Origin of the sequence: Gordonia sp. CPCC 205333 (assembly GCF_048537885.1) — a bacterium.
Lineage (GTDB): Bacteria > Actinomycetota > Actinomycetes > Mycobacteriales > Mycobacteriaceae > Gordonia.
In genome coordinates this window covers 20,598-46,507 of sequence record NZ_JBCLVI010000003.1, presented here as the reverse complement: position 1 = coordinate 46,507, position 25,910 = coordinate 20,598, and the positions used below count along the sequence as shown (strand labels likewise).

The window sequence follows — 25,910 nt, the reverse complement described above, 5'->3', positions numbered from 1 at the left end:
CCCGCGCATCAGTACAGGTCAGAGTGCTATTTTGCTCGTTTTGCCCACATCCTGCCCGCGGCCTCATCAAGCCTGTCGGCAATTCCCTCTAAATCGTCGTCGAAAAGGTCGGCATAAATGTCGAGTGTTTCGGTCGCTCGCTTGTGCCCAGGCATCCGTTGCAGAGCCTTCACGTTCGCGCCGGCCTGCACCGCCAACGACGCCGCGGTGTGCCGTAGATCGTGTGGCGTGATACGCGGGATGCCAGCGCCCTTCACCGACTGCTGCCACCATCCACGCTCATACGGCGGCAGCAGCAAGAACCCGCCGTCGGGGTGGTCGAAGATGAGATCGTCGGGGCCTTTGCCCTCGCACACTTTCGCGATGGCGTCGACGAGAAAAGTAGAGATTGGCGCTGTTCGCTCGTCGCCGCCCTTCGTCGATCCCTCACGGATTTCGCCGTCAACCTCGACGGCATTGTCTTGAAAGAGGAAGCGGTGTCGGAGCGCATTGAAATCGCGGACTTTTAGCGCGGTGGCTTCGCCCCATCGCGGCCCGCAGTAGCCGAGCGTGAGGACCAACGTGGCGCGCTTGGCGGCGTCGATGGCCGTCTTGCCCACCTCGTCGGCGAAACGGTGAAGTTGATCGTGGCTCAGGTACACCTTGCGCCTGTTGACCTTCTTCGGAAGTTCCATCTGCGGTCGCCGTGGATGCAATCGCGATGATCGTCTGGCAACTTCGCCAGTTCGATCAGTAGGTATTTCCGCCGCGCTTCGCGCCATGGATGCCACTTGGTCATGCCGATCAAAGTTAGGGCATGGGTCTGACATCCGTTGCGGGAGAACGAATTACGGCCGTGTAGTTCACTCGTCCTCGGGTCCTCCCACCTCAACACTATCCAGTCCGCGCCAAGGGCTCCGGATGATGTCAAGCGTCGCCGGCGGATAACCCATCCTGGTCGAAAGACTTTGTACCGTTTCGCGTGCATATGGATGGCTCGTCATTACTCCTTGACCTAGCGCAAAGCCTCTTGCGTCCACATCCGGAATATCAGCATCCTCTGGCACGGCCCAATCAGCACAGATCACCAAGCTAATCTCCCAGATCCGATCTGCCTTCTCTGGAAGTCCATCCTCGTCTTCTTTCGCACCCTCGAAAGAGGCGGCAACCTCGTACCTGACCATCGTAGTTAGGACGTCGGCCTGCGGTCTTCGGAAAGTCACCTGGATGCCGGTCGACATTGTCATGTCGCCTCTGTCTGAAGCGAAAGATCGAAGCGCGCTGCAACTGGCGTGCTGCACCCGCACCCCGTGCAATCCGTCGATCTTTTCCAGCACTCGAGCGTTACCCGCAGCACCTTCATCGGGAGTAATGGATTTGGACACGTCTAGTGAACCTTATCGAGCTTGTCAGAGAAATGAGGTACCTGAACTGGTGCCGCACGATAGCCGCGGTTAGCTGGCACATGAACCGGTGGCAAGTAGCGAACTGGCTCCGCCTCTGCCGCTGTCGCCTTGTCGTCGTTCTTGAGCTGGATTGATACTTCAGCGCCTAGGACGTGGAGCATTGCAGCAAGTGTGCGAATGGTTAGATTTCGCCGGCCGGACAGACGTTGTCCAACCTCGTTCTTGCTGACGCCGAGTAAAGCAGCCAATTCCTGCTTAGTCGCCACGCCGGCGCGGTCCATAGCTTCATAGACCAGCTCTGAACATTCAAGTATCAGGCGCTCTTCACTCAAGGAACGCGCACGTTCCGGTGATGACGCCCGATACCAACTGCTGTTGCTCATCTCTTCTCCCATTTCTCGCAACTCTCGGCGTACCGATCACGTGCCCTTTTCACATGGGACGGAAGCTTCTTGGGCTTCCGCGCACCGTGCGTAGCTACGAACGCATCACCGTCGACGACCCCAAAGAGTCTGTAGCCCGGGCCCCAATGGACTTTGATCTCGTGAACAGGCGGCGCTCCCGGAGCCTGGATCAGTCTCATGACGTCCGGGCTTCTCAGGTAGCCGATCTTGCAATACCTCTCGAACAACGCAAGGAACTTGTCCTGCGCCTTCGGCGGCAGTCCAGCCAAGAACTCTTCAACTTCACACTTTCCATCCCGCGTGACCCCCATGATCACTGTTCGACATCCAGCCTCCTGATGCAGCACGGCACGTCCAAGTGAAGTCATAACTTCACCACACCTACGGTAGGTAATCCAGTCGAGCTTGTCACTCGGTTTGAAAAGTGAGTCAAGTCACATTTCCCCTTTCGGGTTAGCGCACATGTCAGGCCGCCCCGTTCCTGTCGTCGCCCGGACCCCGCCCCCTGACACCGTCCCGGCGAGCTAGCCAGGTAAATCGATCCAAGCAGGACAAAGCCCGAACCACCCATGAGGTAGCCCGAACTACTGCTCACTGCTCCCCCTCGGCGGCCTCGTCCTGCGCCCGGCGTCGCCTCACACCCTCCGATGGCCCGCGGGTGCGACGGTCACCGCCGGCAAGGTCAAAGTCAGACTGGCTCAAACCTTCGCCGTCAGACGATTCGAGTTCGGCGTCATCGAATGCGCGGAGCTCAGGTGGCAGCGCTCGTGCCAAGTCGGCCAGGCGGCGATAGGTGCCGCGCTCCAGAGTCGCCTTACGAGTCCAATCACCAAACTCGATCACGACCGTCTCGTCACCTCGGCGAGCAACGAGGTCGAGGCGATTGTTATAGCCTCCCTCCTTGTCGACATCGAAGCCTCCTGCGATGAGCGCGCCGCGTACCAACGAAATCGCGTCACGCTCAGTCGTAGCAGAGACTTGGGTATTTACGACGTGTGAGAACGAATCTTCCTCCCCGACCAACTCCCCAATCGTGAGGTGCCAAGGTAATCCGTCACCACTGTCTGCTAGGAGGCCTACGATGTCTATTGCAGATGACGGGAACGCGTAATCAACACGGGGACCGCGCTCGCGCTTCTGGTCTTCACTCGTTTCGCCCTGTGCATGCGGTTTCGTCGCATCTTCCACGCCATCGTTCGCTCCTTGCTTTGTGACGATGCTCCGGATGAGTTCGTCGACTGCGCGGCGCTGACGTTGATCAAGGAGCAATGACTCCTCAGGGGGTCGATATGGCCCCAATGGCGCGGTTACGTTCCACGCCGCTTCTTGGAGTTGCTTCTCGGTAAACGGCACCACCTGCGCGAGACGACTGAGTGTTGTTGCCGACGGTTTGCCGTGGCGACCCGACCAGTAGGCCGCGATCGTGCCGTACGGCAATTTCACGCAAAGCGCCTCCGCTTTGTCCGCCGCCTGGCGGGCAGTCACGTTCCCGCCGTTTAGCAGGTCACTCAATGCGCTCACGGTTTCAGACGCTCCCACGCTTGCCGCTTGTTCGAACAGTCAGAGTGTAACTGTCGCAGTTACAAATTCCATGCGTGTGATTACTTTCACCTGCATGCCGTCCCGACCTGAACGCTTGCGCGGTGTAACCAAAGCGCTGTGGTTGTCGCTTGATCACGCATCAAGAATGGAGTTACATTTAGAGCAGAGACCAGCGCCGCCGACACAGGGAGGCTTTGGGTGCGACTAATCAGCAAGACGGCGTTTCGTCAATACACGGAGCACCGAGGCATGACGAACGAAGAGTTGGCCGCCGACGCGCGGTGCAGCACATCAACAATTGCGTTCCTGAGATCCCGCGGAAAGAGTTCCCGAGACAGCGTCGGCCCCGAGACCGCCCGCGACTTCGCGTGACCGCGTGATCACCGTCTTCTACAACGCTACCCTGACGTTCATCGCGATTACCTCCGGTACCCAACGGCAGGCGTACTCCGCGACATCGACCACATGACCCTCGCAGATGGCAGCGGCTCACCGTCGGGTCACGAACACCTCGACCGGCGCGACGAACACCGACTCCGTCCGCCTAGCTGGGTAGGTTCAACCCGATTCGCAATTGAAAAAAACGGTTGACGAAATATCGCCAAAAGCACTGTTGAGGCTGTTTTCAAGGGCGTTTGCCGCGTTGACGGGAAGCGTTGTCTTTACAGTCACTAAACTCAGATCGTCGTCAGGGTGATTAACTTGGTCAATTTCGACGATGTGAGATGGATCGAATTTGTTTTTGACCAGCCATCTGTGAATCGCATGGTCCATACGAGCTCGACTGAAATCGCGAAGCGGAAGTGGAGGATTTTGAGCAGCCGGACCGCGTGACATGGAATTCTGAGACTGACCCGCCTGCAATCTGCGTACCCCTTCAAGAACTTCGGCGAGAATATCCTTCTCGGGCCTAGGATCCGGAATCGGGTCTTTTGAATTCTTAACTACCGCTGCCGCCTTCTCGAAGGCTTCTTTGTATTCGGTATCCCATAGCAGCCCGAAGCGCTTTGTGTGAACGTTGGTAGCTGCACCGAGCACTGAGGCCAAGGAACGCACCGTTTCCTCGACGCCTTTTTCCGTCAGCATTTTCATTTGAAACATCGTCAGAGGACCGGTCACTTCTTTCATCGCGTCAAAATCGACCAGGCAAGGCACCACACGCGGCATTTCGTCATCAGGTAATTGTCGTGATACCACTCCGGCCTCAAAATTCAGCCACTTAGCATTCTGATTCGCACGAGTCGTCACTATTATGGCAAACTTCGCGCCGTCGAGATTTGCCCTGATCTGCGCCATGCTTATGACACCGGCCTCCATTTCATCCGAAATAAAGCAATCTACTGAATCGTCGAATACATCTCTCAGGAGAGCCGCCCATACTCGCGCTACGACGAGCGACGGGCTGCCGGACCAGCTGATGAAGACTTTAGTGGCAGTCACGGCAGGATTCTATCGAGTGATGGAACCAAACCGCAGCTGGTTATGTCTAAGAACGATGGAACCAACATCCGAAGACCTCGCCGCTGGCCGACGCTGCATCGCCGAAACCTCCGCACTGATAGAACAACCTTCCGGCGGGATCTCGGCGATCCTCATGCGCGGAAATTACAGTGCCCTACCGACAGTGTCGGTAGGGCACATTTCTCTCGTTGTGGGGCTTTGAGTGCTGCCCACATTTTGCCACACTTCTAGCTGAAACACGCTCGAACAGACTCACAGGCGTTCACACCTCAAAGGTGTAAACACAAAGGTCAGGTGCCAGAAATGGCGTTGGCCTGGATGTTCGAATGGTGCGCGAGGGGGGACTTGAACCCCCACGTCCGAGGACACTGGAACCTAAATCCAGCGCGTCTGCCAATTCCGCCACTCGCGCGTGAGCGCACTCACTGTACCGCCTGAGCAGGCGCAGAACGAAGTCGGGCTGCCGTGACGACTGTCACCAGGACCGATCCCGAGGCTACGGACCGTCGTACCACCGAGGTAACCTCAAGCTATGCAGTCGCAACCCCAGTCGGCCCCTCGACGTCGGCATAAGCCTGCGTTGATCGCGCTGACACTGGTCGCGGCCTTGGCTTGTTTGGTGCTGGCCTGGTGGCAGTGGGACCGGTACGAATCGGCGTCGGGTACGGCCCAAAACCTCGGCTACGCCCTGCAGTGGCCGGCCTTCGCAATCGCCGTCGTCTACGCCTACCGACGCTTCGTTGTGTTGGAGGCCAGCCCGGAGGAGCAGGCGAAAATCGCGGCCGACGCCCACGGCGCGACGACCATTCCCGACGGCCTCCTCCCCGACCGTCCGACGACGCCGAGCGCATCGGCCTTCGGCACGACGTCGAATCCCGACGATGATGCCGACCTTGCCGCGTACAACGACTTCCTCAAGAACCTCCGAAACTCAGAAGCCCCCCGCGCAGAAAGAGGCACCACGTGAGCGACGTGTCGACCAGCAACCAACCCGCCACCACTCCCGTCGAGAAAGTTCGCGGAGCCCTGGTGCGCTATCGCGCGCTCGCCTGGATCACCGGTGTTTGGTTATTGCTGCTGGTAGTCGAGATGATCGCCAAGTACGGCTTTGATGTCGACGGCTTCGGCTGGGTTGGCGTTGTGCATGGCTGGATCTATTTCGCATATCTGATCTTCACCGTCGACCTCGCGATCAAGGTGCGCTGGCCGGTTGGCAAGACGATCGTCACCGCGATTGCTGGAACCATCCCGTTTCTGTCGTTCTACTTCGAGCACATCCGTACCAAGGATGTGAAGGAGCAGTTCGGGATTTAGGGTCGACGGCCCGAATTCTTGCGGCCTACCGACAGTAGGACCGGGATCCGACTGTCCCGAGGTGTCGGGGTTGGCGCGCGGTGTCGGGGGTTCAGGCGGTCGTGGTTAGGTTGGCATCTCGGCCTGCGGGCGTCTCGATACAACCAAGACTCGCTGCGCTCGCTTGGTCACTCGACGATCGGCGGGGAGGCTTGGTCACTCGACAATCGGTGGGGCTACCTGACTCAACGATCGGCGGCGGCTCCCTCACCCGACCATCGGCCGGAGCGTCCTTACTCCGCGGTCGGCTGCTTCTCCCCCAACGTCCTCAGCGCGGGAATCAACTGCGCCAGCGCCTTGCCTCGATGGCTCAGTGCATCCTTTTCCTGCGCCGACAGTTCTGCGGAACTGCGCCCGGCAGCTATCTCGTCGTTGGGGGCGAATAGCGGGTCATAGCCAAACCCATTGTCACCCTTGGGCTCCGACAGCAGCACACCACGCCATTCGCCGCGCACCACGGTTTCGGCGCCAGCGGGAGTGACCAGCGCACACGCCGACACGAACCCCGCGCCCCGACGCTCATCGGGCACATCATTTACCTGCGCGAGCAACAGACGGTTGTTCGCCTCGTCATCTCCGTGAACACCCGACCATCGCGCCGACAACACGCCCGGCATCCCATTAAGCGCGTCGACGGAAATACCGGAATCGTCTGCCACACAAGGCAATCCGGTGGCCAGCGCACCTGAGCGCGCCTTGATCAGGGCATTCTCCTCGAAGGTCGCGCCCGTCTCCGGCTCCTCCGGATACTCCGGTACGTCGTCCAGCCCGACGACCTCGAGCCCACCGAGTCCCGCTGCGGCAACGACCCGGCGAAGCTCGGTCAGCTTCTTGGCATTTCGACTGGCCAGCAGAACTTTGTTCACGACGGCAGATCGCCCGGATAGTCGGCCGCCAACACCTCACGCTGCGCTTCGAAGAGTGTCGCGATTCCGTCCTGCGCCATATCGAGCAACTTGTCCAGGGTCGCGCGCGGGAAGGTCGCTCCCTCACCGGTGCCCTGCACCTCAACCAGCGTGCCGGCATCCGTCGCGACGACGTTCATGTCGACCTCGGCGCGCGAATCCTCCTCGTATGGAAGGTCCAGTCGCACCCGCCCATCGACGACTCCGACGCTGACCGCCGCAATCGCACACGAAATCGGTTGCGGGTCAGACAGTTTGCCCGCAGCGGACAACCAGGTCACCGCATCGGACAACGCCACATACGCACCACTGATCGCCGCAGTCCTGGTCCCACCGTCGGCCTGCAACACATCACAGTCGAGGGCAATGGTGTTCTCGCCGATAGCCGCGAGGTCGATACACGCACGCAGGGACCGCCCGATCAGTCGACTGATCTCGTGGGTTCGTCCGCCGACCTTTCCTTTGACCGACTCGCGTGACGATCGAGTATGGGTTGCGGCCGGCAGCATCGCATACTCCGCGGTCAGCCACCCCAGGCCGGATCCTCGCCGCCACGGCGGCACTCCCTCGGTAACACTCGCGGTACACATCACCCGCGTGGACCCGAACTCCACCAGCACCGAACCAGCCGGATGCGAGGTGAATCCGCGGGTGAATGTGATCGGACGGAGTTCGTCGTCGGCCCTGCCATCAGCACGTGTCGTCATGCGACAACACTATCCGCTCAGGTTCGCGAATCTACATCGGGCGAGTGTTGCGGATGAGGGTCTTCCCCGCGCACCCGTTCCACGAATGCTGCGACCGACACCTGTACTTGTTCGATGCGGCGTTCGATGTCGAAATCCTCGCGGTACTGCCGCCCCAACGAAGGCAACTTTCGACGTCGGGCGTAGAGCGAACAGTCGAAATCCGTGCAGATGTACCGCCCGACCGTGTTGCCCCGCTTGCCCGCCTCCCCGGTGCGCAACGCGGTCATCAACGACACCCCACCGCCGACATGCGTAGTCGAACACACCGAGCACATCTGCGCCCGGCGTAACCCGACGGCACCAGATCGACTGTAGCGCAACGCAATTCCAACAAGGTCGTCACCGTCGGGCATCACCAGATACCCGCGACCCGCGGCGGCGGGGTCGGTCCAGCCGATGAAGTCGAGGTCACCCCATGGAACCGACCGGGAGTAGCGCCCGCCGAGTCCGCCATGATCGCCACGTAGATGAAGTGGAATACCCAGCCGTGCGGCCTCACCTTTAGAACAGTTGATGAACGACGCCCGCAGTTCGGCCTCGGTCGTCGGCAACATGGAACGAGCCAGCCTGTTCAGACCGCGGTCGGCGTCACGTCGATGATCTGCCCCGGCGCTATGACGGTGATCGGTCCGGCATACCGACTGCGCGCCTCGGCGACGACGTCGTCAGTCGACGTCCACGGCGGGATGTGGGTGAGCGCCAGATGTTTGACGCCAGCCTTGCTCGCCGCCTCCCCCGCTTCGACACCCGACAGGTGCAGATGCGGCGGATGGTCGTCGGGCGCATGCGTCCACGATGCCTCGCAGAGGAATACGTCGGCGTCGGCGGCCATCTCGATCAGCTGATCACACGGCGCGGTGTCGCCGCTGTAGACCAGGGTCTCCCCCTGCGGACCTGTGATGCGGACCCCATAGGTCTCTGGCGGGTGGTCCATTTTAGTGGGGACCAACGTCATCCCACCCAATTCCACCGAGACACCTTCAACCCACTCCCGAGTGTCGAAAGTGTCGGAAATGTCGTCGATATCCCCGGCGAATTCGGACGAACCAGCACCGATCCGCAGAGCGGTTCCCGGCGGACCCCATAGCGGCGCGCGGTGGGTCGCCGCTAGCTTCGGAGCGAACCGGCGCCACACCAGCATCGCCGGCAAATCCATGCAGTGATCGGCGTGCAGATGGCTCAAGGCGACGGCGACATCACTCGGATTGACGTAGCGCTGCAACTCCCCGAATACGCCGGGTCCACAGTCCAGCAGCACCGGCTGCTCGTCGGGGACTGTCAACAGATAACCCGAACACGCGACGGATGGACCGCCGACGCTTCCCGAGCACCCGAGGACTGTCAACCGCATGTGCCCACCTTGCCACGCCGCATCAAACGATTGTCGGCGAACCGCCGTGTTGGGGCTTGGCACACAGTGTTCACAGATGTGTGACTTCGCCAACTGCCGGACCCAGAAAGCGAGTCGAAAGAGTTTTGAACGACGCCGGGTCTCCGGTCGCCTGAAACACCCGCGATGCCGCGCGGTTCGAATGTGGGTGCAGCAGATCACGTTCGGTGAGAACGCGCAGAACATCCTTCGCAGTTTCCTCGGCGCTCGACACCAATGTCACCTGATCGCCCATCGCCAACTGTATGACACCCGAGAGCAACGGATAGTGGGTGCAGCCGAGAACCAGCGTGTCAACGTCAGCCTCCTGCAACGGTTCGAGATACCCCTGCGTCAGGCCGAGAATCTGCCGCCCGCTGGTGATACCGCGCTCAACGAAGTCGACGAATCGTGGGCACGGCACGGCAGTGATCACGGCGTCACGGGCGGCGGTGAACGAATCCTGATAGGCGCGCGACGCGATTGTTGCCTTGGTGCCGATTACCCCGATCCGGCCGGATCGAGTGGCGACGACAGCTCGCCGAACCGCAGGCAGTACCACCTCGATGACCGGTATTGGCGCATACCGCTCGCGGGCATCGGACAGGCATGCGGCCGATGCCGTATTACACGCGATGACAATCGCCTTCACCCCGCGCGACGCCAACTCGTCGCCGATGGCGAGCGCATGGCGTCGAATCTCGGGAATCGTCAGCGGGCCGTACGGGCCGTTAGCGGTGTCGCCGATGTAGACAATGTCTTCGTCGGGCAATTGGTCGATGATGGCGCGCGCGACGGTGAGTCCGCCCACGCCGGAATCGAAGATACCGATCGCAGATGACTGGTCAGCACTTTTCGGCACGACCGGTGACGGGGTGGTAATTGTCTGGACCTCTCGGGAATCTCACAACAAAGCAGCAGATCAGTCAGTATGTCGGCGTCGCGGCCTTCTTCCGGTCTCGCGTTGCCAGCCACCAGGCGGCGACTACACCGCCGATCGCGCCGAACAGATGCCCTTGCCACGAGACTGTGCCTCCGACCGTGGGCAGCACTCCCCAGAGCACACTGCCGTAGATCAACAGCAAGGCCACGCCAAGAAGGCATTGCCAGATCTCACGGTTGAAGATGCCGCGTACAAGGAGAAAGGTCAACCAACCGAAAATGACGCCTGATGCTCCAACGGTCACGGTGTACGGCGGGGAAAACAGCCAAATTCCCGCCCCCGACACGATCCAGACAATTGCGGTGACAACCACAAATCGTCTCGTCAGCAAGAGCATGTAGCCGAGTACCGCGCCGACGGTGACATTGCCGATCAGGTGCGCCCAGTCCGCATGCAGCAGCGGAGCCCAGACGATGCCGTCCAGTCCATCCAGTTGGCGCGGTTCGATACCGTTGTCGTCGAGCTGGAAGTTGGTCGCCTGATCGATTGCCTCGATAACGAACAACCCAGCGACGATGATCGCCATGACAATCCCTGAGCGGATCCACAGCGGCTTGTCGCGGAGTCTGCTCCCGGCACTACTTACAGTCGGCGGGTAGGTCATCGGCACCTTTCTTTCTCACGCCCAGAGTTGATCGGCGATCGCCTCGGTGGCCTCGTCCAGGCTACCCGTGTACGCGCCGGTCGAGAGATACTTCCACCCCGCGTCGGGCACGACGATGCCGATGTCGGCGCGCTCGCCTGCCTTGACTGCTCGCCGCCCAACGCCGCGCGCCGCGTGCAGAATCGCTCCGGTCGATACTCCCGCGAAGATGCCTTCCGTCTCGATGAGTTCGCGGACACGTGCCAGCGCGTCCGCGCCGGTCACCGAGTAGCGACGAGTCAGTACCGACTCGTCATACAACTCGGGGATGAAGCCCTCGTCGATATTGCGTAAACCGTAGACCTCGTCGCCGTACCGTGGTTCGGCCGCCACGATCTCGACGTCGGCATTCTGCTCACGTAGATACCGCCCGACGCCCATCAGGGTTCCGGTTGTGCCCAGACCCGCGACGAAGTGGGTGATCTCAGGTAGGTCGGCGTATAGCTCCGGTCCGGTGCCCTCGTAGTGTGCGAGCGCATTGGCCGCATTTCCGTACTGGTAGAGCATGACCCAGTCGTCATGTTGCGCGGCAATCTCTTTCGCCTTGGCGACGGCAGTGTTGGATCCACCTGCCGCAGGCGATGAGATGATCTCGGCGCCGAACATGATCAGCAATTGCCGACGTTCTTCCGAGGTGTTCTCGGGCATCACGACGATCAGCCGGTAGCCGCGTACTTTAGCGGCCATGGCAAGCGAAATGCCCGTGTTGCCACTCGTCGGCTCCAGAATCGTGTCGCCGGGTTTAAGGGTGCCGTCACGCTCGGCGGCCTCGATCATCCTCAGCGCCGGTCGGTCCTTGATCGATCCGGTGGGATTACGATCCTCGAGTTTCGCCCAGATGCGGACGTGCGGACCATCGCCCGAGTCGTTCCAGCGGGGCGAGAGTTTCGGCAATCCCACCAGCGGAGTGTGTCCCAGCGATTCGACGAGCGAGTTGTAGCGAGTCACCGTCGCAGTGCCTATTCTCGGTCCCGACCATCGCCTGCCCCGCCCGCGACCGCCGGCAGGATCGTGACGTCGTCACCGTCGTCAATGGCGGTCTGTAGCCCGCCGGAGAAGCGCACGTCCTCGTCGTTGACGTAGACGTTGACGAACCGGTGCAGCGCGCCGTCGGCGACGAGCCGATCCTTGAGGCCCGCGTGACGGCTTTCCAGGTCGTCGATGACCGCCGATAACGATGTACCAGAGGCCTCGACTCGCTTCTCGCCGTCGGTGTAGGGACGAAGAATAGTCGGGATGGATACCGTGATGGCCATACTCACTCCTGGTTGGTTGGGCTGCTGATGACGATAGGTTCTTCAGTCACGTCGCCGTCGACTATTCGATAGCTCCGGACTTCGGCCTGGTCCGCGTCGCGGGTGGAGATCAGCACGTAGTGAGCGTTGGGCTCGGATGCGTAGGAGACGTCGGTACGGCTGGGATAGGCCTCGGTCGCGGTGTGGGAGTGGTAGATGACGACGGGTTCCTCGTCGTTGCGGTCCATCTCGCGCCAGACGGTCAGTTGTTCGCCGGAATCAAACCGATAGAACGTCGGTGAGCGCTCAGCGTTGATCATCTCGATCAGCCTGCGCGGTTCGTCGGAGTTCTCGCGGCCCGCGATCACTCCGCACGCCTCGTCGGGATGATCGGCGCGGGCATGCGCCACCATGGCGTCCACCAGGTCTTGGGCGATCGTCAACACGACTGTGCCAACGTCGTGACATCGGGACGGTATTCCCCACGGCTACTGGAACCATCTCATCCGAAAGCTGACGGCAATACCTGCCGCATCGTCGGCAAACCGGCAACCGAGGTCGCATTCACCACGGCATCGACGATGGCGTCGGCCACCATATCCGCGGCGGCTGCCCCCAGTGCCGCCACGAGCGCGACGTCGGGATTCATACCCGGCGGCACCCGCGGCGACCGCTCTGTTTCGATCCTGCCGGTCGCCACCGCGAACAGGGTGTCGCCATCGAGTGGTGAATGCGCCGGACGAATCGCGCGGGCCAGGCCGTCGTGCGCGGCCATCGCGATCCGTTTGGTCGACGCGACGTCGAGTTTCGCATCAACCGCGACGACGCCGATCGTTGTATTGAGGACAGTCTGTTTAGCGGACAACTGACCCAATACCGCGACATCCTTAGCCGACGGCGGTTGCAACCCAAACCGGCTCAACACCGATTTGCTTGCGCCCCAAGGTAATCCCGTCGAAAGATCGAGGACGTCACCGACCGGGTTGGCAACTACGAGCGCGCCGACCGTTACCCCGGAGGCTGGACCGTCATTAAGCGTGATGCTCGCGGTGCCCACACCGCCTTTGAGGCAACCCGCTCGCGCGCCGGTACCGCCGCCGACGCTGCCGACGGCGAAATCCACGGACGCATCGCCCAATGCGCGGGCGCCGAAATCGACGTCGGGCCGCTTAGCCCAGTCTCCGACCAGAAGATCGAAGATCACCGCTGCCGGCACGATGGGGACGACATGACCGAGTGAATCCATCGGGAGTCCGATGCCCTTGGCCTCCAGGGCGAGCATGACGCCGTCAGCCGCCGCCAGACCGTACGCACTGCCGCCGGACAGCACGATCGCATGCGCGCCGATAACAGTATTCACCGGATCGAGCAGGTCAGTCTCACGGGTGCCCGGCCCCCCGCCGCGGACGTCCACCGCGGTGACCGAGCCGGGCGGCAATGTGACCACCGTGGTTCCCGACGCCCAGCCGCTGCCCGGAGCCTCCTCGCCGACTGTCGCGTCATCGTCAATGCGCTCGTAATGGCCGACGCCGACACCCTCGACGTCGGAGATGCGGCGGCCTGCGACGCTCACCGCATCAACTCTTCGACAAGCAGCATCTGCACCAGGGTGAGCCAACGGTAGACCTCCAGATGCCCGGCCTTCGGATCGTCGTAGGGCAACTCATCCGGGGTGTCCTCGGTGATACCGAGCATCGCGCCAAGCGCGAGCCGGACGTCATTGAGCGCGGTGAGCCATTCATTGGCTTGCTCACCGGTCAACTCGAGGTCACCGCCCTCCATCGGCAGCGAATCCAGAAGTGTTTGTGCCGCAGCCTTTTTCGCCGACAAAATATGCGGCTCATGCACACTGCGCAGCGCCGCGTTCACGTTGCCGTCGAAAGTGTCGGTGGTCAACACCTCGTCTTGATCCGGGCGGTGAAAATCCGGCAGCAGTCGGCCGAGCGTGGCATCACCCGGCGCTGACGAATGCCCCATGGCGATGCCGGTGATCCCGGCCAAGTCGTCATGCGGAGCCGATTGTTCGCGCTCATCGAATAGTTCGACGAGCGAGGTGACCACGGCCTCGATCAGCTGACTCTCATTGCTCTCGAGTTGAGATCGATAGCGATAGTTGGGCGAACGGCCAACTCGTTCCCAGGTACGCACGTGTTTCGATCAGCCGTCCCGTTGCATCGTGGCCCACAGGCCCGCGGTATGGAGCCGACGAACGTCGGCTTCCATCTTGTCGCGATCGCCACTGGATACGACCGCCTTGCCCTCGGTGTGCACTTGCATCATCAGTTCGTTGGCGCGCGCCTTGGAATACCCGAACAATTTCTGGAATATGAACGCGACATATTGCATCAGGTTGACCGGGTCGTCCCAGACGACGGTGACCCAGGGGCGGTCGAGTGCGGAGTGATCAGCGACATCCGGGTCGGTCAGCGTCGACCCGCCGGACGTGCCGTCGGGGAGGGCTGCGACGACAGACTCGCGCACCACACTCCGAGCGCCGGGCGTCACCTCCGGCCCGCTCCGAATAGCTTGGAAACCCATAGCGCCTAGGGTAGTTGATGTGATGAGCCAGAACACGTCGTTGCTGACCGACCACTACGAACTCACGATGGTCTCCGCGGCACTGCGCCAACCGATCGCCCACCGTCCGTGTGTGTTCGAAGTCTTCGCACGTCGGCTCCCCGACGGCCGTCGCTACGGCGTCGTCGGAGGTACCGGACGTGTGCTGGAAGCCCTTGCCGACTTCCGATTCGGTCCAGACGAGATCGCCCTCGTCGAAAGATTCCTCGACGTCGACACGGTGAACTGGCTTCGCAATTATCGATTCGGCGGTGATATCGACGGGTATCGCGAAGGCGAGCTCTACTTCCCTGGGTCGCCGATTCTGACGGTTCGGGGCAGTTTTGTGGACGGGGTGGTCCTGGAGACGGTGATCCTGTCAATCATGAACCACGACAGTGCGATCGCGTCTGCCGCCGCACGTATGGTCAGCGCGGCCGGCAGCCGGCCGATCATCGAAATGGGGTCGCGACGCACTCATGAGCGCGCGGCTGTGGCCAGTTCGCGGGCCGCCTATATCGCCGGGTTGGCCGCGACGTCGAATCTGGAAGCGGCTCGTAGTTACGGCGTCCCGAGCGCGGGTACCGCCGCGCATGCCTTCACCCTCGCGTTTACCGGCCCAGACGGGCCCGACGAGAAGGCTGCGTTCGCCGCTCAGATCGAGACGCTGGGGGTGACCACCACCCTGCTAGTGGACACCTACGACATCACCCAGGGCGTCTACAACGCGATCGAGGTGGCTGGCGCCGAGTTGGGGGCCGTTCGCATCGACTCCGGCGATCTCGGCGTGCTGGCTCGCAAAGTCCGCGAACAACTCGACGGTCTGGGAGCGACCAAAACCAAGATCGTCGTTTCCGGTGACCTCGACGAATACGCCATCGCCTCGTTACGAGCCGAGCCGGTCGATACCTACGGCGTAGGCACGTCGCTGGTGACTGGCAGCGGAGCGCCGACGGCCGGGATGGTCTACAAACTCGTGGAGGTCGACGGACGCCCCGTCGCCAAACGCTCAAGCCACAAAGAATCGCGTGGCGGTGCGAAGCGGGCCGTTCGGGTGGCCCGCGCGTCCGGCACGATCACCGAGGAAGTCATCTTCGGGGCGGGTGATACACCGCCCACATTCGACAACTCACCTGGCGAGCAGGTGCGTCCTCTGCAAATTCCGTTGGTGCGCGCGGGCGAGGCTGTCGATGGCCTGCCCGGTTTGACCGATGCGCGCGACCACCTGGCCGCGGCGCTGGTTTCCCTGCCGTGGGAAGGACTCGGGTTGTCGCACGGCGACCCGGCTGTGCCGACGCGGTACGCGCTGTAGACCTCGGCCCACCAACCGCAATCCAACAACAACCAGCCCTGATGCACTAGGATGAATGTCAATCTCCGGCGAGAACCGCTCGCCGAGTTGACCAGGGGGTCCAATGACCACACAGAAATTCATCCGCATGTCGACGTTGGCTGTCCTATCGGCCGCCGCCGTGGCCGGTGCCGGTTTCACCAGCGCTACCGCCGATGCCGCGCCCAAGTCGTGCGCGGCGCATGAAAGCAACCTCAGCGCGGTCAACAGCCAGGTCTATTTGCATAACGCACGATCAGCATCGATCAATCGCTCGGACGGAACGCAGCTGAGTGCGTACTGGGGCGAGGCAGCGAGCCTGGACAGTCGGCAGAACTCCGCCGCCGCTGGCCTACGGCATTGTTATGCACAGTCGGGAAAGAAGTCGAAATACATCGACACCCCGTACATATACCGCTAGTCGGTTGAGGGCATTCGAACCTTCGATCGAATAAGCTGGACGCCGTGACCAATCGCTCCGCACTGATCGTCGTCGATGTTCAGAACGACTTCTGCGAAGGCGGCTCCCTGCCGGTAGCCGGTGGAGCCGCCGTCGCAGCATCGATCACCGAATTGGCTCACGACTACCCCATCGTCGTTGCGACCCGCGACTATCACATCGATCCCGGCGCGCACTTCTCCACAACGCCGGATTTCGTTGACACCTGGCCGCCGCATTGCGTGATCGGGACCGACGGTGCGGATTTTCATCCTGCATTCGATGCCTCGGTCGCGGCTGCCGTTTTCTCCAAGGGCGCCTATACCGCTGCCTACTCGGGCTTCGAGGGAACCCTGAGCGACACCCAGGAGCCCGCAACCGCAAACCTCGGAGAATGGTTGCGCGACAACGACATCGACTCCGTCGACGTCGTCGGTATTGCCACCGATCATTGTGTCCGGGCCACCGCGCTTGATGCCGTCAGCGCCGGTCTGCGGGTACGGGTTCTCCTCGAGAACACCGCCGCCGTCGCCGCTGCGACCACCGAGTCGGCGCTGGCCCAACTGCGGGACGCCGGTGTCGAGTTGGTCGGCCATATTCGCGACGGCCTTGCGAGCGATCAGAATTGAGTAAGACCGCAACCACCATTCCGTCGGTTAACACGCTGCTCGAAGCTGCCGTCGATGCACTCGGCGGGGCGTCGCGACCCGGCCAGATCCGGATGGCCAACGCTGTGGCCCATGCCATCGATACCGGGGAGCATCTGGCCGTCCAAGCCGGCACCGGCACCGGAAAGTCGTTGGCCTACCTAATACCGGCCATCGCCCACGCGATGGAAAGCGGGAAGACCGTGGTGGTGTCGACCGCGACGATTGCGCTGCAACGTCAGCTCGTCGAACGCGATCTGCCCCGGCTCGCGAAAGCCCTCGCCAGTTCGCTCGGGTCCGAGCCAAAGTTCGCCATCCTCAAGGGTCGATCAAACTACCTGTGCCTCAACAAGATTCACGGTGGCATGGTCGAAGAGCCGGATACCGCGCTCTATGACGCCTTCGAACTGTCTCGCACCGGACGGGAAGTGACGCGGCTACGTGAATGGGTCTCGGACACTGAAACCGGCGACCGCGACGACCTCACGCCCGGTGTGGTTGACCGTTCCTGGAAGCAGGTCAGCGTCAGCGCCCGCGAATGTCTCGGCGCCAGCAACTGCTCCTATGCCGAGGATTGTTTCGCCGAGAAGTCCCGGATGCTGGCCGGCCAGGCCGACGTGATCGTGACCAATCACGCGATGCTCGCCATCGACGCGCTCAGCCCGGCGAATATCCTGCCCGATCATGACGTCGTCATCATCGACGAGGCACACGAATTGACCGACCGCATCACTGCGGTCTCCACAGCCGAGTTGAGCGCGGCGTCGATCACCCTTGCCGCTCGACGCTGCGCCAAGTTGATCGATGACGAGTTGGTCGATGACATTGTCGGTGCCGCGGAGCAATTCGGCGAACTGCTCGCCGATACCGGCGACGATTCCGCGCCGCGTCGGCTAACCCGCTTGCCGCATGGATACGATTTGGCGCTGGCATCGCTTCGCGATCGATTGTGGAAGGGGCGCAACGCGATCGGGCCGGTCAAACAGGCTGGCGCGGCCGATCCCGATGCGGCCGCCGCGCGGTCTGCCGCGACCACCTCACTCGAAGAGTTACATGACACCGCGGTTCGGGTGCTCGGTGCGTTCGATGATCCCGACGAGGCGAATCGCCGCGATGTCGTGTGGGTGGCCCATGATCGCTTCCGCAACGACACGCACGCTGTGCTGCGGGTTGCGCCACTATCGGTAGGCGGGCTGCTGCGGGCCTCACTGTTCGCCAATTCGACGGTAATTCTCACGTCGGCGACACTCGTCGTCGGCGGGAGTTTCGATGCCCTTGCCGCGACCTGGGGGCTGCCCGCCCATGCTCGCGCCGACGGCGACCCCACGACATCGGAGCCGGCCGCGCACGCCGTCGGCGATGTCACCGCGGTGGGTCTCGCAGTTCCTAGTGACTCCGAGAACATCCGCTGGCGCGGTCTGGACGCCGGTTCGCCGTTCGACTACCCCAAGTCGGCGATCCTCTACATCGCGCGGCATCTGCCGCCGCCCGGCCGCGCGGCCATGTCCGAAGCCACCAGTGCCGAGTTGAAGAACCTCATGGCCGCAGCCGGCGGCCGGACGCTTGGCCTGTTCTCCTCGATGCGGGCGGCGAAGGAAGCCGCCGCCGCGATGCGGGATACGACCGATCACCGCATCCTCTGCCAGGGCGACGACATGACCTCGACGCTGGTCCGCGAATTCACAGATGATGCCGAATCATGCCTGTTCGGGACCCTGTCCCTGTGGCAAGGCGTCGATGTTCCCGGACCATCGCTGTCGCTTGTCGTCATCGACCGCATCCCCTTTCCGCGTCCCGACGACCCGCTGCTCACCGCGCGCCAGCGGGCCATCGAGGCCCGCGGCGGCAACGGTTTCATGTCCGTCGCCGCCAATCATGCGGCTTTGCTGCTGGCGCAGGGCGCCGGGCGCCTGCTCCGCTCGGTCGACGACCGTGGCGTGGTCGCCGTGCTCGACTCCCGGCTCGCGAACGCCAGGTACGGCGGCTACCTGGTCAGGTCGCTGCCGCCGTTTTGGCAGACCACCAATACCGAGACTGTTCTCGGAGCGCTACAGCGACTGCCACGCTGAGCCGGTGCTGATCGGCGAGTCAACGTCGCACTCAAATGGCCTATGACGACTACGGTTGAGTGCGACCGCAGAGCAACTGACACTCAAGGAGACCACGCGTGATCGGCCGCATGGGCATTGATGACATCGCACCTGCGAACTCGGGCGGCCTACATCCGGTCAAAGCGGTTGTGGGAGAACTCGTTCCGGTGAGCGCCACCGCCTGGCGCGAAGGGCACGACGCGCTGGGCGTCACCCTGCATATCGACGGACCCGAACAAACCCACTACGACATAGCGATGGTCCCTGGCCCCGCGCCCGACACCTTCAACGCCGCATTCGTACCAGACAAGGTCGGATTCTGGGTGTACCGAATCGATGCGTGGAGCGACCCATACAGCACGTGGCGCGACGCTGTCATCAAGAAAATCGATGCCGGTCAAAGTGCCGAAGATCTATCCAACGACTTGGCCAACGGCGTGGAGATCATCGCCCAGGCTCGTGCGCAACTACTCGACGCGGTCGCCGACGATGACGCCCAACTGCTCTCCGACGCCCTCCGCGACCTTCGCGCGTCCCGACGCCGCGTCGAGAATCGCGTGGCACTGGCGATCAGTGACGACGTCGTCGCTGTGCTCCAGCGACACCCGCTGCGCGAACTCCTGACCAAATCGAAATCGTATCGGGTCTGGGCCGACCGGCACCGAGCGCTCTTCGGTTCCTGGTACGAGTTTTTCCCGCGCTCAACCGGCGGCCTCGACCACGACGGGCATCCTCTGCACGGCACCTTCCTAACCGCGGCCGATGACCTCCCCCGCATAGCGTCGATGGGATTCGACGTCGTTTACCTTCCGCCCATCCATCCGATCGGCATCGTAAATCGCAAGGGCCCCAACAACTCACTGGTCGCCGGACCGGACGATGTCGGGTCGCCGTGGGCGATCGGTTCCGCCGATGGCGGGCACGACGCGATTCATCCGGCCCTCGGCAGTGAAGCCGACTTCGCTTTCTTCGTCGCACGGGCCCGCGAACTCCAGATGGAGGTGGCGCTCGACCTCGCTTTGCAGTGTGCACCCGATCATCCGTGGGCGACCGAGCATCCGGAATGGTTCACCACACAACCCGACGGCACCATCGCCTATGCCGAGAACCCGCCGAAGAAGTATCAAGATATCTACCCGATCAATTTCGACAATGACCGAAACGGCATCTATCGGGCGGTGCTGAAAGTCGTACTGCACTGGGTCAACCTGGGCGTCAAGATCTTTCGGGTCGACAACCCACATACCAAACCGCCAAACATGTGGGAGTGGCTGATCACCGAAGTGAAAAAGCGCGACCCGTCGGTGCTTTTTCTCTCCGAGTCGTTTACGCGCCCGGCGAGGTTGTACGGGCTTGCCCGCCTTGGCTTCACACAGTCGTATACCTATTTCACGTGGAAGACGACGAAATGGGAATTGGAGGAGTTCGGCACCGAGATCGCAGCGCACGCCGACGAAGCGCGGCCCAACCTCTTCGTGAACACTCCTGATATTCTGCACGAAAGCCTGCAGTACGGCGGTCCCGGAATGTTTGCGCTCCGCGCGGCGCTCGCCGCGACGATGAGCCCGGCTTGGGGTGTGTACAGCGGATACGAACTCTACGAACACATCGCGGTGAAACCCGGCAGCGAAGAGTATCTCGATTCGGAGAAATACGAGCTTCGCCCACGAGACTTCAAGGATGCCGCCAGTCGGGGCGAATCACTCGAGCCGTGGATCACCATGCTCAACACCATCCGCCGACGCCACCCAGCGCTACAGCAGTTGCGCAATATCAGCTTTCACCATCTGGACAATCCGTCGCTGATCTCGTATTCGAAGATCGACCCGGAAACCGGTGACCGGGTGGTGGTGGTCATCAACCTCAACCCATTCGCCGCCGAGACATCGACATTGTGGCTGGACATGCCCGCGCTCGGCTACGATTGGCACGACAGATTCAGCGGACGTGACGAGGTGAGCGGCGAGGAATTCCATTGGGGCCAAGCCAATTTCATCAGACTTGAGCCCTGGCGGGCGGTTGCACACATTGTGGCGCTGCCTCCCGTCGAACCGGCGCGTGCCCGTGAACTGTCCTATCGGCTGAGGTGAGAAGATGACCAGCAAAGACCCGGCACCCGGACGCATTGATGCCAGCGCATCGGAATTCGATCTGAATCGTCTTGCGGCGCAGACTCATCACGATCCCCATTCCTTTCTCGGTGCCCATGCGACAACGGGCCACACAATTCTGCGAGTGTTGCGACCCGATGCGGTCGCGGTGAGCGCAGTCATCGGCGGGGTGGACTATCCGATGACATCGCAGGCTCCCGACCTATTCGTGGCGGCTGTCCCCATCGACAACCTGATGGACTATCGATACCGAGTCACCTATCCTGACCCCGACGGCGGCACAAGGGAATTCGTCGTCGCCGACCCGTACCGGTTCCTGCCCTCGCTCGGCGAGGTTGACACCCATCTGATCTCCGAAGGCCGCCACGAACGGCTGTGGGAGGCCCTCGGCGCCCGACTGCATTCGTATACGACACCCGATGGCGTGGTCGACGGCGTCTCGTTCTCGGTATGGGCACCGAATGCACACGGGGTCACCGTGATCGGAGACTTCGACAATTGGGCCGGTCGCGCGTTCCCGATGCGTTCACTGGGCTCCACTGGCGTGTGGGAGATCTTCATCCCCGACCTACGGGTGGGCGACGCCTACAAGTTCCGCATTCACGGTTCCGACGGCATCATCCGCGACAAGGCCGACCCGATGGCGCGGCGCACAAGTGCCCCGCCGTCCACCACCTCGGTTATCGACGACTCTGACTACCGATGGACCGACGACCAATGGATTGCCAAGCGCGCCAAGTCAACTCCCACGGACGAGGCGATGAGTGTCTACGAGGTTCATCTGGGATCCTGGCGGCTGGGGCTGAACTACCGAGAACTAGCGGCCGAGCTCGCCGACTATGTGACCGAGCTGGGTTTTACCCACGTCGAATTCCTGCCGGTAGCCGAGCATCCCTTCGGCGGGTCGTGGGGTTATCAAGTCACGTCGTATTACGCACCTACGGCGCGGTTCGGGTCGCCTGATGATTTCCGCTATCTGGTCGATCATCTGCACAGCCGCGGCATCTCGGTCCTTATCGACTGGGTGCCCGCCCACTTCCCCAAAGACGACTGGGCATTGGCTCGTTTCGACGGCACCGCGCTGTATGAACACAGCGATCCGCAGCGCGGTGAGCAACTCGACTGGGGCACATACATTTTCAACTTCGGTCGAGCCGAGGTTCGCAATTTCCTGGTAGCGAATGCGCTGTACTGGTTTGCCGAGTTCCACGTCGACGGCCTGCGCGTCGACGCTGTCGCCGCGATGCTGTACCTGGACTATTCGCGACCGGAAGGTCAGTGGACACCGAATATCCACGGCGGACGCGAGAACCTGGAGGCGGTGCAGTTCCTCCAGGAGATGAATGCCACTGTGCACAAGCACTTCCCGGGGGTCGTGACCGCGGCCGAGGAGTCGACGTCGTGGCCAGGGGTCACTCGGGACACAGCGCTCGGCGGGCTCGGCTTCACCCTGAAGTGGAATATGGGATGGATGCACGACACGCTGGGATACCTCGGCCGGGATCAGGTGCATCGCAGCTTCCATCATCATGAGATCACCTTCTCGCTGATGTACGCGTGGAGCGAGAACTTTGTACTACCCATCTCCCATGACGAAGTAGTGCACGGCAAAGGCACACTGTGGACCCGGATGCCCGGTGATGCCTTCGCCAAGGCGGCGGGCGTGCGAATCTTCTTGGCCTACATGTGGTCTCACCCGGGAAAGCAACTGCTCTTTATGGGCCAGGAGTTCGGCCAGTCAGCCGAATGGGCTGACGATCGGGGTCTGGACTGGGATCAGCGTTCTGGCTGGGAAGGCGAATTGCATTCCGGCATAGCGTCGTTGGTGACGGACCTCAATCGCGTCTACCGCGACTCCCCCGCGCTCTACAGTCAGGATACGACGCCACAGGGCTATTCGTGGATCGACGCCAATGACACCGCCAACAATGTGATCAGTTTCCTCCGCAATGGGACTGATGGCTCAATGGTCGCGTGCGTCTTCAATTTCTCCGGATCGGATCGTTCGGAATACAAAGTCGGCCTCCCCCACGTCGGCGAGTGGACAGAGATCCTGAATACCGACGCCGGGGCGTACAGCGGTGCGGGGCGTGGGAACCTCGGCGAAGTGATCGCGACGGACGAACCGTGGCATGGCCGCCCGGCGTCGGCGACGGTACTGCTGCCACCGAACTCGGCGATCTGGCTGGCGCCGGTGCGGGACTAGCCCGCATCTCCCGATCGTCGAGTGCTTTGCCGAGATGTGCTGGCTGAGATTGGCATTTCGGCCGCCTGGCGTCTCGATACACGTTGGACTCGCAAGCTCGTCCAACGCACTCGTCGATCGGGAGTTGTCCCCAACGATCACCCCTCACTTCACGGAGTGGACGTACTCCGCCAAATGTTCACCGGTCAACGTCGATCGCGCCGCGACCAATTGCGCTGGCGTGCCTTCGAAGACCACTTTGCCGCCGTCGTGGCCGGCGCCCGGCCCCAAGTCGATGATCCAGTCCGCGTGGGCCATCACAGCCTGGTGATGCTCAATAACGATGACGGACTTACCGGCATCGACGATGCGGTCGAGTAGTTCGAGCAGATTCTCAACGTCGGCCAGGTGCAGTCCGGTCGTCGGCTCATCCAAAACGTATACGCCGCCCTTATCACCCAGATGCGTCGCCAGTTTCAGCCGCTGGCGCTCGCCGCCGGACAACGTTGTAAGCGGCTGCCCGATGGTGAGATAGCCTAGCCCGACGTCGACCAGATGCCCAAGGATCTTGTGTGCCGCCGGAATTCGCGAATCTCCGTCGGCGAAGAACTCATGCGCCTGAGCGACCGACATGCCGAGCACCTCGCTGATGTCGCGGCCCCCGAAGGTGAAGTCGAGTACTGACGCGTCGAATCGCTTACCCTCACACTGCTCGCATACCGTCGACATTCCAGCCATGATGCCCAGATCGGTGTAGATCACCCCGGCACCCTTACACGCTGGACAAGCGCCCTCCGAATTCGCGCTGAACAGTGCGGGTTTCACCCCATTCTCCTTCGCGAAGGCCTTCCTGATCGGTTCGAGGAGTCCGGAGTAGGTGGCCGGGTTGCTTCGGCGCGACCCTTTGATGGCACCCTGATCGATGGAGACCACGTCGTCGGATTTCGCGAACGATCCGTGAATGAGCGAACTCTTACCGGACCCGGCCACGCCCGTCACGACGGTGAGGACACCGAGCGGAATGTCGACGTCGACGTCGCGGAGGTTGTTGGCGTTCGCTCCGCGGATCTCCAACGCGCCACTGGGTGACCGAACCTCGTCTTTCAACGACGATCGGTCGTCGAGGTGGCGACCGGTTACCGTGTCGCTGGCACGCAACTCGTCGACCGTTCCTTCGAAACAGATTGTGCCACCGTCTGATCCGGCCCCCGGACCGAGATCGACCACATGATCGGCGATGACGATAGTTTCCGGCTTGTGCTCGACGACAAGAACAGTGTTGCCTTTGTCGCGGAGCTGGCGCAGAAGGTTGTTCATCCGCGCGATGTCGTGCGGGTGCAATCCGATCGTCGGTTCGTCGAACACATAGGTGACATCGGTGAGCGAGGATCCCAAATGCCGAATCAGCTTGGTGCGCTGCGCTTCTCCACCCGAGAGCGTGCCGGCCGGACGCTCGAGGGACAGGTAGCCCAGACCGATCTCGACGAAGGAGTTCAGGCTGCGAGACAGGTTTTCCAGCAGCGGCCCGACCGACGGCTCATCGAGCGCGCTGACCCACTGCGCCAGATCGGAGATCTGCATCGAACAGGCGTCGGCGATGGACTTCCCGGCGATTTTCGACGATCGAGCGCCTTCCGTCAGCCGAGTGCCGTCGCAGTCCGGGCAGGTGGTGAAGGTGATGGCGCGGTCGACGAAGGCGCGGATATGTGGCTGCATCGCCTCGCGATCCTTTGCGAGGAAGGACTTTTGGATCTGCGGGATAAGTCCCAGATAGGTGAGATTGATGCCTTCGACCTTGATCTTGGTCGACTCCTTGTAGAGCAGGTCGTTGAGTTCGCGCTTGGTGTACTTCTTGATCGGCTTGTCGGGGTCGAACCAGCCACATCCTCGATAGATCCGGCCGTACCAGCCGTCCATGGTGTAGCCGGGAATCGTGAGGGCGCCCTCGTTCAGTGACTTCGTGTCGTCGTAGAGGGCGGTGAGATCGAAGTCGGATACCGAGCCACGACCCTCGCATCGCGGACACATACCGCCAACCAGATTGAAGCTCCGACGCTCCTTCACTGTGCGCCCCGCCTTTTCGACGGTGACGGCGCCGGCCCCGCTCACCGAAGCGACGTTGAACGAAAAGGCTTGCGGCGAACCGATATACGGCTTGCCGAGCCGACTGAATAGGATTCGAAGCATTGCATTGGCGTCGGTCGCGGTGCCGACCGTCGACCGCGGGTCGGCACCCATCCGCTCCTGGCTCACGGTGATCGCGGTGGTCAGACCATCCATGACGTCGACGTCGGGACGAGCCAGCGTGGGCATGAACCCCTGGATGAAAGCACTGTAGGTCTCATTGATCATCCGCTGCGACTCGGCCGCGATGGTCCCGAAGACGAGCGAGCTCTTCCCCGAGCCGGAGACACCGGTGAATACAGTGAGCCGCCGCTTGGGGATCTCGACGCTGATGTCTTTGAGATTGTTCTCCCGCGCACCGTAAACGCGGATCATGTCGTGGGAATCGGCAGTATGAGCGGTGGGGCTGGGATTCATGCGTATCAGATTATAGGGACGC

27 protein-coding genes and 1 tRNA gene are annotated in these 25,910 nt (G+C 62.0%); 8 read left to right on the top strand and 20 right to left on the bottom strand.

Translation table 11 applies throughout. From position 1 onward, the window contains the following. Window positions 1–26: 26 nt before the first annotated feature. The 7 genes from AAFP29_RS10405 to AAFP29_RS10375 all read right to left on the bottom strand — a co-directional run bounded on the left by AAFP29_RS10405 (window position 27) and on the right by AAFP29_RS10375 (window position 5,204). Window positions 27–674 carry a tyrosine-type recombinase/integrase gene (locus tag AAFP29_RS10405; protein WP_419217308.1) on the bottom strand — a complete coding sequence of 216 codons (648 nt, stop codon included), beginning with the start codon at window positions 672–674 and terminating at the stop codon, window positions 27–29. Window positions 675–842: 168 nt separating this feature from the next. Next, window positions 843–1,364 (bottom strand): hypothetical protein, encoded by a 522-nt coding sequence (locus tag AAFP29_RS10400; RefSeq protein ID WP_419217307.1) that lies wholly within the window; start codon window positions 1,362–1,364, stop codon window positions 843–845. A 2-nt stretch (window positions 1,365–1,366) separates the two neighbouring features. Next, a complete protein-coding gene (locus AAFP29_RS10395; RefSeq protein ID WP_419217306.1) occupies window positions 1,367–1,768 on the bottom strand; it encodes a helix-turn-helix domain-containing protein in 402 nt (133 codons plus the stop codon). Further along, window positions 1,765–2,157: a hypothetical protein gene (locus AAFP29_RS10390; protein WP_419217305.1), complete on the bottom strand. Its 393-nt coding sequence runs from the start codon at window positions 2,155–2,157 to the stop codon at window positions 1,765–1,767. The genes AAFP29_RS10395 and AAFP29_RS10390 overlap by 4 nt, the downstream gene beginning before the upstream one ends. A 223-nt stretch (window positions 2,158–2,380) precedes the next feature. Beyond that, a complete protein-coding gene (locus AAFP29_RS10385; protein ID WP_419217304.1) occupies window positions 2,381–3,310 on the bottom strand; it encodes a hypothetical protein in 930 nt (309 codons plus the stop codon). A gap of 579 nt (window positions 3,311–3,889) precedes the next feature. Next, the gene (locus tag AAFP29_RS10380; protein ID WP_419217303.1) at window positions 3,890–4,771 is read right to left on the bottom strand and encodes a hypothetical protein; all 882 of its coding nucleotides are present in this window, start codon (window positions 4,769–4,771) and stop codon (window positions 3,890–3,892) included. Window positions 4,772–5,119: 348 nt separating this feature from the next. Then, window positions 5,120–5,204 (bottom strand) — tRNA-Leu (locus AAFP29_RS10375). Window positions 5,205–5,324: 120 nt separating this feature from the next. Here AAFP29_RS10375 and AAFP29_RS10370 point away from each other — a divergent pair. Together AAFP29_RS10370 and AAFP29_RS10365 are read left to right on the top strand one after the other, a co-directional pair. Then, window positions 5,325–5,759 carry a transcriptional regulator gene (locus tag AAFP29_RS10370; protein WP_419217302.1) on the top strand — a complete coding sequence of 145 codons (435 nt, stop codon included), beginning with the start codon at window positions 5,325–5,327 and terminating at the stop codon, window positions 5,757–5,759. Continuing rightward, window positions 5,756–6,106, top strand: a complete 351-nt coding sequence (locus AAFP29_RS10365) for a DUF3817 domain-containing protein (protein ID WP_419217301.1) — start codon at window positions 5,756–5,758, stop codon at window positions 6,104–6,106. The genes AAFP29_RS10370 and AAFP29_RS10365 overlap by 4 nt, the downstream gene beginning before the upstream one ends. 272 nt (window positions 6,107–6,378) lie before the next feature. Here AAFP29_RS10365 and rdgB read toward each other — a convergent pair whose 3' ends face one another. From rdgB to clpS, 12 genes are all read right to left on the bottom strand, one after another. Then, window positions 6,379–7,011, bottom strand: coding sequence for an RdgB/HAM1 family non-canonical purine NTP pyrophosphatase (gene rdgB, locus AAFP29_RS10360; protein WP_419217300.1), 633 nt, complete (start codon window positions 7,009–7,011; stop codon window positions 6,379–6,381). Beyond that, window positions 7,008–7,757, bottom strand: coding sequence for a ribonuclease PH (rph, locus tag AAFP29_RS10355; protein WP_419217299.1), 750 nt, complete (start codon window positions 7,755–7,757; stop codon window positions 7,008–7,010). Before rph ends, rdgB begins: the two co-directional genes overlap by 4 nt. Before the next feature lie 17 nt (window positions 7,758–7,774). Further along, complete coding sequence (locus AAFP29_RS10350) at window positions 7,775–8,353, bottom strand: FBP domain-containing protein (RefSeq protein WP_419217298.1); 579 nt, start codon at window positions 8,351–8,353, stop codon at window positions 7,775–7,777. 17 nt (window positions 8,354–8,370) lie between these two features. Beyond that, on the bottom strand, window positions 8,371–9,150 hold the full coding sequence (locus AAFP29_RS10345; protein ID WP_419217297.1) for a cyclic nucleotide-degrading phosphodiesterase: 780 nt from the start codon (window positions 9,148–9,150) through the stop codon (window positions 8,371–8,373). Window positions 9,151–9,220: 70 nt separating this feature from the next. Beyond that, a complete protein-coding gene (gene murI / locus AAFP29_RS10340; RefSeq protein WP_419217296.1) occupies window positions 9,221–10,030 on the bottom strand; it encodes a glutamate racemase in 810 nt (269 codons plus the stop codon). A 64-nt stretch (window positions 10,031–10,094) separates the two neighbouring features. Next, window positions 10,095–10,715: a rhomboid family intramembrane serine protease gene (locus tag AAFP29_RS10335; RefSeq protein ID WP_419217295.1), complete on the bottom strand. Its 621-nt coding sequence runs from the start codon at window positions 10,713–10,715 to the stop codon at window positions 10,095–10,097. 15 nt (window positions 10,716–10,730) lie between these two features. Then, entirely contained in the window at window positions 10,731–11,702 is a 972-nt protein-coding gene (locus AAFP29_RS10330) for a PLP-dependent cysteine synthase family protein (RefSeq protein ID WP_419217294.1), read from the bottom strand. An 11-nt stretch (window positions 11,703–11,713) separates the two neighbouring features. After that, window positions 11,714–12,010 (bottom strand): MoaD/ThiS family protein, encoded by a 297-nt coding sequence (locus AAFP29_RS10325; RefSeq protein ID WP_419217293.1) that lies wholly within the window; start codon window positions 12,008–12,010, stop codon window positions 11,714–11,716. Between the two features lie 2 nt (window positions 12,011–12,012). Next, window positions 12,013–12,435 carry a Mov34/MPN/PAD-1 family protein gene (locus tag AAFP29_RS10320; RefSeq protein WP_419217292.1) on the bottom strand — a complete coding sequence of 141 codons (423 nt, stop codon included), beginning with the start codon at window positions 12,433–12,435 and terminating at the stop codon, window positions 12,013–12,015. 56 nt (window positions 12,436–12,491) lie between these two features. After that, a complete protein-coding gene (locus AAFP29_RS10315; RefSeq protein ID WP_419217291.1) occupies window positions 12,492–13,562 on the bottom strand; it encodes a P1 family peptidase in 1,071 nt (356 codons plus the stop codon). After that, a complete protein-coding gene (locus tag AAFP29_RS10310; RefSeq protein WP_419217290.1) occupies window positions 13,559–14,137 on the bottom strand; it encodes a DUF2017 domain-containing protein in 579 nt (192 codons plus the stop codon). The genes AAFP29_RS10315 and AAFP29_RS10310 overlap by 4 nt, the downstream gene beginning before the upstream one ends. 9 nt (window positions 14,138–14,146) lie before the next feature. Next, entirely contained in the window at window positions 14,147–14,527 is a 381-nt protein-coding gene (gene clpS / locus AAFP29_RS10305) for an ATP-dependent Clp protease adapter ClpS (RefSeq protein WP_419217289.1), read from the bottom strand. A 22-nt stretch (window positions 14,528–14,549) separates the two neighbouring features. Here clpS and AAFP29_RS10300 point away from each other — a divergent pair, with 22 nt between their 5' ends. The 6 genes from AAFP29_RS10300 (at window position 14,550) to glgB (ending at window position 23,368) form a co-directional block, all read left to right on the top strand. Continuing rightward, window positions 14,550–15,857, top strand: coding sequence for a nicotinate phosphoribosyltransferase (locus AAFP29_RS10300; RefSeq protein ID WP_419217288.1), 1,308 nt, complete (start codon window positions 14,550–14,552; stop codon window positions 15,855–15,857). A 103-nt stretch (window positions 15,858–15,960) separates the two neighbouring features. After that, on the top strand, window positions 15,961–16,296 hold the full coding sequence (locus AAFP29_RS10295) for a hypothetical protein (RefSeq protein WP_419217287.1): 336 nt from the start codon (window positions 15,961–15,963) through the stop codon (window positions 16,294–16,296). A gap of 44 nt (window positions 16,297–16,340) precedes the next feature. After that, window positions 16,341–16,943 carry an isochorismatase family protein gene (locus AAFP29_RS10290; protein WP_419217286.1) on the top strand — a complete coding sequence of 201 codons (603 nt, stop codon included), beginning with the start codon at window positions 16,341–16,343 and terminating at the stop codon, window positions 16,941–16,943. Continuing rightward, entirely contained in the window at window positions 16,940–19,030 is a 2,091-nt protein-coding gene (locus tag AAFP29_RS10285) for an ATP-dependent DNA helicase (RefSeq protein WP_419217285.1), read from the top strand. The genes AAFP29_RS10290 and AAFP29_RS10285 overlap by 4 nt, the downstream gene beginning before the upstream one ends. 98 nt (window positions 19,031–19,128) lie before the next feature. Beyond that, window positions 19,129–21,141, top strand: coding sequence for an alpha-1,4-glucan--maltose-1-phosphate maltosyltransferase (locus AAFP29_RS10280; protein WP_419217284.1), 2,013 nt, complete (start codon window positions 19,129–19,131; stop codon window positions 21,139–21,141). Window positions 21,142–21,145: 4 nt separating this feature from the next. Next, window positions 21,146–23,368 carry a 1,4-alpha-glucan branching protein GlgB gene (gene glgB / locus AAFP29_RS10275; RefSeq protein WP_419217283.1) on the top strand — a complete coding sequence of 741 codons (2,223 nt, stop codon included), beginning with the start codon at window positions 21,146–21,148 and terminating at the stop codon, window positions 23,366–23,368. A gap of 144 nt (window positions 23,369–23,512) precedes the next feature. Here the strand turns inward: glgB and AAFP29_RS10270 are convergent, their stop codons facing one another. After that, entirely contained in the window at window positions 23,513–25,888 is a 2,376-nt protein-coding gene (locus tag AAFP29_RS10270) for an ATP-binding cassette domain-containing protein (RefSeq protein ID WP_419217282.1), read from the bottom strand. Window positions 25,889–25,910: the final 22 nt, after the last annotated feature.